This is a genomic window from Frankia sp. CeRuru1 (assembly GCF_977966315.1).
This window is the reverse complement of sequence record NZ_CDWWEW010000018.1, coordinates 19,678-29,470: the sequence shown is the minus strand read 5'-3', so window position 1 is coordinate 29,470 and position 9,793 is coordinate 19,678. Positions and strand designations below refer to the sequence as shown.

Sequence of the window (9,793 nt, the reverse complement as noted above, 5' to 3'; positions counted from 1 at the left end):
CGGGTACCCATTCCGGTACATCACCGTGCGGCTGAGCTATGCACTACGTCTGGGCTATGTGCTACGTAGCGCATAGCCGGGGTATGCTGGCGTAGCGGTCGCAAGGATCCGGGTGTGTGTCTAGGGGCGTGGCTCAATTGGTAGAGCACCGGTCTCCAAAACCGGCGGTTGCAGGTTCGAGTCCTGTCGCCCCTGCGCTGTTCGACAGCTGGCTGGTCCGATGACCTGACTGGTCCGATGACGCTGGTCCGATGACGGAGTGGGTGGAGTTGAGTGGCGACCGATACCCGTGACGCGGCACCGCGCCCCAAGCGGGCTACGCGTGCCGCGGGTCGACGTCGGTATCGGCCACTTGTGTTCATCCGCGAGGTCATGGCGGAGCTACGGAAGGTCGTCTACCCCGGGCGGAGTGAGCTGATCACCTATGTGCTGGTCGTGCTCGTCTTCGTCAGCGTGATGACGGCGTTCGTGGCTACCCTCGACTTCGGCCTCACGAAGGCGGTTCTCGCGGTCTTCGGCTGACGGGCCCCACCGGCCGGACAGGCCGGGGCCGAGGCAGGCGGTGGTCGCTGGAGCTGCCCGTCGGCGAGCCGGCTGCCCGTCCGGCCCCACGCCCGCGCAGCGCCGCTCCGCGGGTCCACAGCAGCAGAAGTGTTCACGAGAGTAAGGATCGTCCGCGTGTCCCAGTCGCCCGAGCACGCCTCTTCCGAGCAGGGGGAGGCCCTCGCCCGTCTCGATCCCCTCGCGGCGTTCGAGCACGACGAGGTGGCGAGCACGGACGCTGGCGCCGAACTTGGCGACGTCTACGCCGCCGCCGAGACCGATCCCGAGACCGATCCCGCCCCCGAGGGTGCTTTCCCGGCCTCCCCGGCGGTCGGGACGGTGCCGCCGGCCCTGACGGACGACGATGCCGACGACGCCGATGACCTGCGGCGGGCGATCGAGGACGCGCCCGGCGAGTGGTACGTCGTGCACTCCTACGCGGGGTACGAGAACAAGGTCAAGACCAATCTCGAGACCCGGATCTCCAGCCTCAACATGGAGGACTACATCTTCCAGATCGAGGTGCCCACCGAGGAGGTCCCGGTGGTCAAGAACGGCAAGCGGCAGCTTGTCCAGCAGAAGAAGTACCCGGGTTACATCTACGTCCGGATGGATCTGACCGATCAGTCGTGGTCGGCGGTCCGCAACACCCCGGGTGTGACCGGGTTCGTCGGGCTCACCAACCGGCCCTCCCCGCTGCGCCGGGAGGAGGTCCTCTCGATCCTCGCCCCGGCTGTGCCGAAGGAGAAGAAGGTCGAGACCGTCCGGGTGCAGGAGTTCGAGGTCGGCGAGTCCGTCACCGTCATGGACGGCCCCTTCGCCACGCTCCCGGCGACCATCAGCGAGATCAACCTCGACGCCCAGCGGCTGAAGGTGCTGGTCTCGATCTTCGGTCGGGAGACGCCCGTCGAGCTGCAGTTCAATCAGGTCGCGAAGATCTGATCCGCTCCGTAGAACCCCGGTAGGAAGACGAGCACATGCCTCCCAAGAAGAAGAAGATCACCGCGATCATCAAGCTCCAGATCAACGCCGGCAAGGCCACCCCGGCGCCGCCGGTTGGCCCCGCGTTGGGTCAGCATGGCGTGAACATCATGGAGTTCTGCAAGCAGTACAATGCGGCGACCGAGTCGCAGGCCGGCAACGTCGTGCCGGTCGAGATCACCGTCTACGATGACCGGTCCTTCACCTTCGTCACGAAGACCCCGCCGGCCGCGCGGCTCATCCTCAAGGCCGCGGGCGTGGAGAAGGGCAGTGGCACCCCGCACCGGGACAAGGTTGCCAAGCTCACCGCGGCGCAGATCCGCGAGATCGCCCAGACCAAGCTCCCGGACCTCAACGCCACCTCGATCGAGGCCGCCGAGAAGATCATCGCTGGTACCGCCCGATCCATGGGTATCACGGTCGGCGAGTAGTACGCCCTCGAGTTTCCCCCACCACCGGACCGACCAGTGGGAGGGCGGCCGGGCGCAGGTGCCGGGTGGACAGGACGTGTCCACGTCGCCGCGCCCCTTCGACGGCCGTCCGCCATCACCACGAGGAGACAGACAGTATGAAGCGCAGCAAGGCCTACCGCGCCGCGGCCGAGAAGATCAACTTGGAGAACCTCTACAGCCCGCTGGAGGCGGTCCGCCTCGCGCAGCAGACCTCGACGACGAAGTATGACGCGACGGTCGAGGTTGCGATCCGGCTCGGGGTCGATCCTCGTAAGGCCGACCAGATGGTCCGTGGTACGGTCAACCTGCCGCACGGCACCGGGAAGTCCCCCCGCGTCGCCGTCTTCGCCGCCGGGGAGAAGGCCGCTGAGGCGAGCGCGGCCGGGGCCGACATCGTCGGTAGCGATGACCTGGTCGCCCGGATCCAGGAGGGCTTCCTGGAGTTTGACGCGACCGTCGCGACGCCCGACCAGATGGCGAAGGTCGGTCGGATCGCTCGGGTCCTGGGACCCCGCGGCCTGATGCCGAACCCGAAGACCGGCACCGTGACGCTGGACATCGGCAAGGCCGTCTCCGACATCAAGGGTGGAAAGATCAACTTTCGGGTAGACAAGCAGGGTAACCTGCATATCGTCATCGGGAAGACGAACTTCACTGACACCCAGCTGATCGAGAACTACACGGTTGCCCTGGATGAGATCGTCCGGGTGAAGCCGTCCGCGGCCAAGGGCCGGTACCTGAAGAAGGTCACCTTCACGACCACCATGGGCCCGGGTATCCCGGTCGACCCGAACCGCACCCGCAACCTGCTCGACGAGGGTGCCGCCGCCTGATCCGGCCCGTCCGGAGGCTCCCGCCCGTCCGGAAGCACCGCCGCGCGAAGCCATGCGTGCGGTCGCCGGGCGGGCGAACAGCGACGAACAGCCGCGGACAACAATCGCGTACACTGATATCCAGTTCCACACCGAAGACCGCTGGTTGCCGTCTCCGTTCCCGTCGAGGGTCACTCCTCGTCCGGTTCGACCGACGGCCGAAGGCCCCGGGTTCTCCGGGCGGCCCGCGCAGGTGACGGACGGGAAGTTCCGTGACGGATGCACGCAGCCGGGTGACGCACCCGGTAGCGCCACCGCCGCCCTTCACGCCCCGTGCGCCTGCGCCGGGGCGTTCGTCATGTTCCGGGGGCGTTTCCGGATGACCAGCCGACACCCCGAAGGAGCCCCATGGCGAAAGCTGAGAAGACCGCCGCGGTGGCGGAGATCGTCGAGGAGTTCCGTGGCTCGACCGCCGCGGTGCTCACGGAGTACCGCGGTTTGACGGTGAGCCAGCTCACCGAGCTGCGGCGTGTCCTCGGCGAGGGCACGCGCTACTCCGTGGTCAAGAACACTCTGACCAAGATTGCGGCGGAGCAGGCCGGGGTCACCGGACTCGACGACCTGTTCGTCGGGCCGACCGCTGTCGCTTTCGTCAGCGGCGACCCGGTCGAGGCGGCCAAGGGCCTGCGCGACTTCGCTCGGGCGAACCCGGCATTGGTGCTCAAGGGCGGCTTCGTCGAGGGCAAACCGATGACCGCCGACGAGATTCGCAAGCTTGCGGATCTCGAGTCCCGCGAGGTCCTGCTGGCGAAGCTGGCCGGGGCGATGAAGGGCACGCTGGCCGGGGCCGTCGGGCTCTTCGCCGCTCCGCTGTCCCAGGTGGCCCGGCTCGCGGAGGCGCTGCGCGAGCAGCGCGAAGGCCAGTCCGCCGGCGCCGCCGAGCAGCCGGCCGCCGAGGCTGCCGCCGAATAGCCGAACGGCGCCACCATGGTGCCGCCCCGAGGTCACAACCAGGTCGCTCGCAGTCACGAGCAGGCCACCCCGAATCAGGCATGACAAGGAAGGAACCGCCACCATGGCGAAGCTGTCGACCGAAGAGCTGCTGGACGCCTTCAAGGAACTGACCCTGTTGGAGCTCTCGGAGTTCGTGAAGCAGTTCGAGGAGACCTTCGGCGTCACCGCCGCGGCTCCGGTCGCCGTGGCCGCCGCCCCGGCCGCCGGTGGTGCGGGCGGCGAGGCGCCGGCCGCCGAGGAGCAGGACGAGTTCGACGTCATCCTTGAATCCGTCGGTGACAAGAAGATCCAGGTCATCAAGGAGGTCCGTGCGCTGACCAGCCTCGGGCTGAAGGAGGCCAAGGACCTCGTCGACGGGGCTCCGAAGCCGGTCCTGGAGAAGGTCGCCAAGGAGGCGGCGGACAAGGCGAAGGCGGCCCTCGAGGGCGCCGGCGCCACGGTCACCGTCAAGTAGTACCGGCAGTCTGAGCAGTACCGGCAGCACCTCGCTGCCCTGGGACGCCCCGCCCGGCGATGTCCGTCGCCGGGCGGGGCGTCTCTTGCGGCCGCTCGGCGTGGCCGTGGCGGACACCCCCGTGCCGGGGCACCTCTCTGCGGTGCCCCGGCACGTGCTGTCTGGAAGGCCCGGAAGGTCCACCGCAGGCGGCCCGATGCACAGATGGGCAGGTCGGGTCCGTTCGTGACGTTTTCCGAAGGGGGTTGACGGCCTCTGTGGATCGGAGTTCCATCAAGTTTGCGAACCCTCGTCGGGAGCAGATGCGGTGCGCTACGTCCTCCCTGCGTGGTCCCATCACGCAGATCCTTGCCAGCGGTGTGCCCTTCGGCTACACTGCTAGTTTGCGCTGCCCTTCTCGTTGTATCGACCTCGCCGACACCGTGCCGTTGGTGACGGTCGGCCCTGTTCGGGGGCTGGTATGCACCGTGAGGCGGTTCCGGTTACGTGGTCCGGAGCGGTACTCGCGGTCGGTCCGGGACGATGCGGAGGCGCGCTGGTCGTGCCGGAGTGTGGCACGGCTGTACGGCTGCCACACCGAGGACCCTGAGCGAGACCCTTGCCCATACACCGATCCGTTGTTCTCAGCGGACACTCGTGTCGCCGCGCGCACATGCCGTGGCGAGGCTTTCGCGTGCCCGTTGTCGGCCGCACATCCGCTACGCAGGACGCCCGGGGGTCGGCCTCCACGTCCCGCGGCCATCGTCTCACCGGTGGGGCACCCCCCGCCGCCGTTCCTGACAACCGTAGCGAGACACTGATCACCTGACCATTCCCCGACGGATACTTGACGTCCGCGACGCCAGCCCGACGATCAGGCCACCGGAAGGACCACCTTGGCCGCCTCGCGCTCTTCTTCCCGCATCTCGTTCGCTAAGATCATCGAGCCCCTCGAGGTCCCGGATCTCCTTGCTCTTCAGACGCAGTCCTTCGATTGGCTGATCGGTAGTGACGCCTGGGCGGAGCGGGTGCAGGAGGCCATCGATTCCGGCCGTGACGACGTTCCGATCACCTCGGGTCTCGAGGAGGTCTTCGAGGAGATCTCCCCGATCGAGGACTTCTCCGGCTCGATGTCACTGTCCTTTCGGGACCACCGGTTCGAACCGCCCAAGTACTCCGTGGAGGAGTGCAAGGACAAGGACATGACCTTCTCGGCCCCGCTGTTCGTCACGGCCGAGTTCACCAACAACACCACCGGCGAGATCAAGAGCCAGACGGTGTTCATGGGTGACTTCCCGCTCATGACCCCGAAGGGCACCTTCGTCATCAATGGCACTGAGCGCGTGGTGGTCAGCCAGCTCGTGCGCTCCCCGGGGGTCTACTTCGAGCGCAGCCTCGATAAGGCCTCCGACAAGGACCTGTACTCCTGCAAGGTGATCCCCTCCCGGGGAGCCTGGCTGGAGTTCGAGATCGACAAGCGCGACACCGTGGGCGTGCGGATCGACCGCAAGCGCCGTCAGTCCGTCACGGTGCTGCTCAAGGCGCTCGGCTGGGACGAGGCCCGCATCCTCGAGCGGTTCGGTGACTTCCCGTCGATGCGCATCACTCTGGAGAAGGACCACACCGCCGGCCAGGACGATGCGCTGCTCGACATCTACCGCAAGCTGCGCCCGGGTGAGCCGCCGACACGGGAGTCGGCGCAGACCCTACTGGAGAACCTCTTCTTCAACCCGAAGCGCTACGACCTCGCCAAGGTCGGTCGCTACAAGGTCAACAAGAAGCTCTCCCTCGACGTTGCCCACGACATCGGCGTTCTCACCGAGGACGACATCGTCCGCACCATCGAGTACGTCGTCAAGCTGCACGCGGGTGCCGATCCGGCCGAGTACGAGGTCGACGACATCGACCACTTCGGCAACCGTCGCCTGCGCTCGGTCGGCGAGCAGATCCAGAACCAGGTCCGGCTGGGACTTGCCCGGATGGAGCGGGTCGTCCGCGAGCGGATGACTACGCAGGATGTCGAGGCGATCACGCCGCAGACCCTGATCAACATCCGGCCGGTCGTCGCCTCCATCAAGGAGTTCTTCGGCACCAGTCAGCTCTCGCAGTTCATGGACCAGACGAACCCGTTGGCTGGTCTGACTCACAAGCGCCGGATGAACGCACTTGGCCCAGGCGGCCTTTCTCGAGAGCGGGCGGGCTTCGAGGTCCGCGACGTGCACCCCAGCCACTACGGCCGGATGTGCCCGATCGAGACGCCGGAAGGCCCGAACATCGGTCTGATCGGCTCGCTGTCGACGTTCGCCCGGATCAACCCGTTCGGCTTCGTTGAGACGCCGTACCGCAAGGTCGTGGACGGCCGCGTCACCGACGAGATCGACTACCTGACCGCCGATGAGGAGGACCGGCACGTCAAGGCGCAGGCGAACGCGCCGCTACGGCCGGACGGAACGTTCGCGGAGGACCGTGTCCTGGTCCGCCGCAAGGGCGGTGAGGTCGAGTCCATCCCGCCGGATGAGGTCGACTACATGGACGTTTCGACCCGTCAGATGGTCTCCGTGGCCACTGCCATGATCCCGTTCCTCGAGCACGACGACGCCAACCGCGCGCTCATGGGCTCCAACATGCAGCGCCAGTCGGTGCCGCTGCTGCGCTCCGAGGCGCCGCTGGTCGGCACCGGGATGGAGGCCCGCGCGGCCAAGGATGCCGGCGACGTGGTCGTCTGCGCCCAGGCGGGGGTGGTCGAGGATCTCTCGGCCGACTACATCACTGTCATGCACGACGACGGCACCCGGCGCACCTACCGGCTGGCGAAGTTCCGCCGGTCGAACCAGGGCACCTGCATCAACCAGAAGCCGATCGTGAACGAGGGCGACCGGGTCGAGGCCGGCCAGGTCATCGCGGACGGCCCGTGCACCGACAACGGTGAGATGGCGCTCGGCAAGAACCTGCTGGTCGCCTTCATGCCGTGGGAGGGGCACAACTACGAGGATGCGATCATCCTGTCCCAGCGTCTCGTCCAGGACGACGTGCTGTCCTCGATCCACATCGAGGAGCACGAGGTCGACGCCCGCGACACCAAGCTCGGCCCGGAGGAGATCACCCGGGACATCCCGAACGTCGCCGAGGAGGTTCTCGCCGACCTCGACGAGCGGGGGATCATCCGGATCGGCGCCGAGGTCTCGCCCGGCGACGTCCTGGTCGGCAAGGTCACACCCAAGGGCGAGACCGAGCTGACCCCCGAGGAGCGCCTGTTGCGCGCGATCTTCGGGGAGAAGGCCCGGGAGGTCCGTGACACCTCGCTGAAGGTGCCGCACGGTGAGTCCGGCAAGGTCATCGGCGTGCGGGTGTTCTCCCGCGAGGACGGCGACGAGCTCCCGCCCGGGGTCAACGAGCTGGTCCGGGTCTACGTCGCCCAGAAGCGGAAGATCACCGACGGGGACAAGCTTGCCGGCCGGCACGGCAACAAGGGTGTCATCGCCAAGATCCTGCCCGTCGAGGACATGCCCTTCCTCGAGGACGGCACCGCCGTCGACGTCGTGCTCAACCCGCACGGCGTGCCGCGCCGGATGAACCTCGGCCAGATCCTGGAGACCCACCTCGGGTGGGTGGCCAAGACCGGCTGGCAGGTCGACTCCGGCACCGAGGACTGGAAGGAGCGGCTGCGTGGCATCGGCGCGGACGCCGCCTCGGCCGGCACCAATGTGGCGACCCCCGTCTTCGACGGTGCCCGCGAGGAGGAGATCACCGGCCTGCTCGACTCCACCCTGCCCAACCGCGACGGCGTCCAGCTGATCGGCTCCTCCGGTAAGGCCAAGTTGTTCGACGGCCGGACCGGTGAGCTGTACCCCTATCCGGTGGCGGTCGGCTACATCTACATCCTCAAGTTGCTGCACCTGGTCGACGACAAGATCCACGCCCGGTCGACCGGTCCCTACTCAATGATCACCCAGCAGCCCCTGGGTGGTAAGGCGCAGTTCGGTGGCCAGCGGTTCGGCGAGATGGAGGTGTGGGCGCTGGAGGCGTACGGCGCCGCCTACGCCCTGCAGGAACTGCTGACCATCAAGTCCGACGACGTCGTGGGCCGGGTCAAGGTCTACGAGGCGATCGTCAAGGGCGAGAACATTCCGGAGCCCGGTATCCCGGAGTCGTTCAAGGTGCTCATCAAGGAGATGCAGTCGCTGTGCCTCAACGTCGAGGTGCTCTCCAGCGATGGCGTGCAGATCGAGATGCGTGACACCGACGAGGACGTCTTCCGTGCGGCGGAGGAACTCGGGATCGACCTGTCCCGGCGTGAGCCGAGCAGCGTCGAGGAGGTCTGACGGACGCCGGGGGTCTGACGCGCCCGCCCTGATGGGCGGCGAGGCCCCCGGCGGCTCCATCCGACTCCAGCGTCCCGACCGAGAAAGAGAGAGCAGGCGACAGTCTTGCTGGACGTCAACTTCTTCGACGAACTGCGCATCGGTCTCGCCACCGCGGATGACATCCGCCAGTGGTCGCACGGTGAGGTCAAGAAGCCGGAGACGATCAACTACCGTACCCTGAAGCCGGAGAAGGACGGACTCTTCTGCGAGAAGATCTTCGGTCCCACCCGGGACTGGGAGTGCTATTGCGGTAAGTACAAGCGGGTCCGCTTCAAGGGCATCATCTGCGAGCGCTGCGGCGTCGAGGTCACCCGCGCCAAGGTGCGCCGCGAACGCATGGGGCATATCGAGCTCGCCGCCCCAGTCACCCACATCTGGTATTTCAAGGGTGTTCCGAGCCGGCTCGGCTACCTGCTGGACTTGGCGCCGAAGGACCTCGAGAAGGTCATCTACTTCGCCGCCTACATGATCACCAAGGTCGACGCGGAGGCGCGTCACCGCGACCTGCCCACCCTCGAGGCCCGCATCGGCGTCGAGAAGCAGCAGCTCGAGGACAAGAAGAACGCCGACGTGGAAGTCCGGCAGAAGCGGCTCGAGGCCGACCTCGCGCAGCTCGAGGCCGAGGGCGCCAAGGGTGACGCGCGACGCAAGGTCCGCGAGTCGGCCGAGCGCGAGATGCGCCAGATCCGGGACCGGGTGCAGCGTAAGATCGACGATCTCGACCGGGTCTTCGACCGCTTCAAGAACATGAAGGTCCAGGACCTGGAGCCGGACGAGCTGCTTTATCGCGAGCTGCGCGACCGCTTCGGTGCGTACTTCGACGGCGGCATGGGCGCCGAGGCGCTGCAGCGGCGGCTCGCTGACTTCGACCTGGGCGCCGAGGCCGAGTCGCTGCGCGAGACCATCCGCAGCGGCAAGGGCCAGAAGAAGGCCCGCGCACTCAAGCGGCTCAAGGTTGTCTCGGCGTTCCTGAACACCCGCAACTCCCCGATGGGGATGGTGCTCGACTGCGTCCCGGTGATCCCACCCGATCTGCGCCCGATGGTGCAGCTCGATGGTGGCCGGTTCGCCACCTCGGACCTCAACGACCTGTACCGCAGGGTGATCAACCGGAACAACCGGTTGAAGCGGCTGCTCGACCTCGGCGCGCCCGAGATCATCGTCAACAACGAGAAGCGGATGCTGCAGGAGGCC

The 9,793-nt window shown here is 67.2% G+C and carries 7 protein-coding genes, 1 tRNA gene and 1 pseudogene; all 9 read left to right on the top strand.

The window, feature by feature from the left end:
- Window positions 1–122: 122 nt before the first annotated feature.
- A tRNA-Trp gene (locus AC08OP_RS02720) sits at window positions 123–195 on the top strand.
- A 159-nt stretch (window positions 196–354) separates the two neighbouring features.
- Window positions 355–522 (top strand): preprotein translocase subunit SecE, encoded by a 168-nt coding sequence (secE, locus tag AC08OP_RS02715; protein ID WP_476591738.1) that lies wholly within the window; start codon window positions 355–357, stop codon window positions 520–522.
- A 156-nt stretch (window positions 523–678) separates the two neighbouring features.
- Entirely contained in the window at window positions 679–1,485 is an 807-nt protein-coding gene (nusG, locus tag AC08OP_RS02710; RefSeq protein ID WP_476612738.1) for a transcription termination/antitermination protein NusG, read from the top strand.
- Window positions 1,486–1,520: 35 nt separating this feature from the next.
- Window positions 1,521–1,955 carry a 50S ribosomal protein L11 gene (gene rplK, locus AC08OP_RS02705; protein WP_462185678.1) on the top strand — a complete coding sequence of 145 codons (435 nt, stop codon included), beginning with the start codon at window positions 1,521–1,523 and terminating at the stop codon, window positions 1,953–1,955.
- A 137-nt stretch (window positions 1,956–2,092) separates the two neighbouring features.
- Window positions 2,093–2,809 (top strand): 50S ribosomal protein L1, encoded by a 717-nt coding sequence (rplA, locus tag AC08OP_RS02700; RefSeq protein ID WP_462185679.1) that lies wholly within the window; start codon window positions 2,093–2,095, stop codon window positions 2,807–2,809.
- Window positions 2,810–3,196: 387 nt separating this feature from the next.
- Entirely contained in the window at window positions 3,197–3,760 is a 564-nt protein-coding gene (gene rplJ, locus AC08OP_RS02695; RefSeq protein WP_476612737.1) for a 50S ribosomal protein L10, read from the top strand.
- Between the two features lie 103 nt (window positions 3,761–3,863).
- Window positions 3,864–4,256: a 50S ribosomal protein L7/L12 gene (gene rplL / locus AC08OP_RS02690; RefSeq protein ID WP_011435031.1), complete on the top strand. Its 393-nt coding sequence runs from the start codon at window positions 3,864–3,866 to the stop codon at window positions 4,254–4,256.
- An 875-nt stretch (window positions 4,257–5,131) separates the two neighbouring features.
- Entirely contained in the window at window positions 5,132–8,557 is a 3,426-nt protein-coding gene (gene rpoB, locus AC08OP_RS02685) for a DNA-directed RNA polymerase subunit beta (protein ID WP_476612736.1), read from the top strand.
- 105 nt (window positions 8,558–8,662) lie between these two features.
- Window positions 8,663–9,793: pseudogene (locus tag AC08OP_RS02680) on the top strand (DNA-directed RNA polymerase subunit beta'); the annotation flags it as partial.

Bases quoted from the DNA above. Each gene is read 5' to 3' on its own strand.
- rplJ (WP_476612737.1), top strand. From the start codon at position 3,197: ATGGCGAAAGCTGAGAAGACCGCCGCGGTGGCGGAGATCGTCGAGGAG.
- rplK (WP_462185678.1), top strand. From the start codon at position 1,521: ATGCCTCCCAAGAAGAAGAAGATCACCGCGATCATCAAGCTCCAGATC.
- rplL (WP_011435031.1), top strand. From the start codon at position 3,864: ATGGCGAAGCTGTCGACCGAAGAGCTGCTGGACGCCTTCAAGGAACTG.
- rplA (WP_462185679.1), top strand. From the start codon at position 2,093: ATGAAGCGCAGCAAGGCCTACCGCGCCGCGGCCGAGAAGATCAACTTG.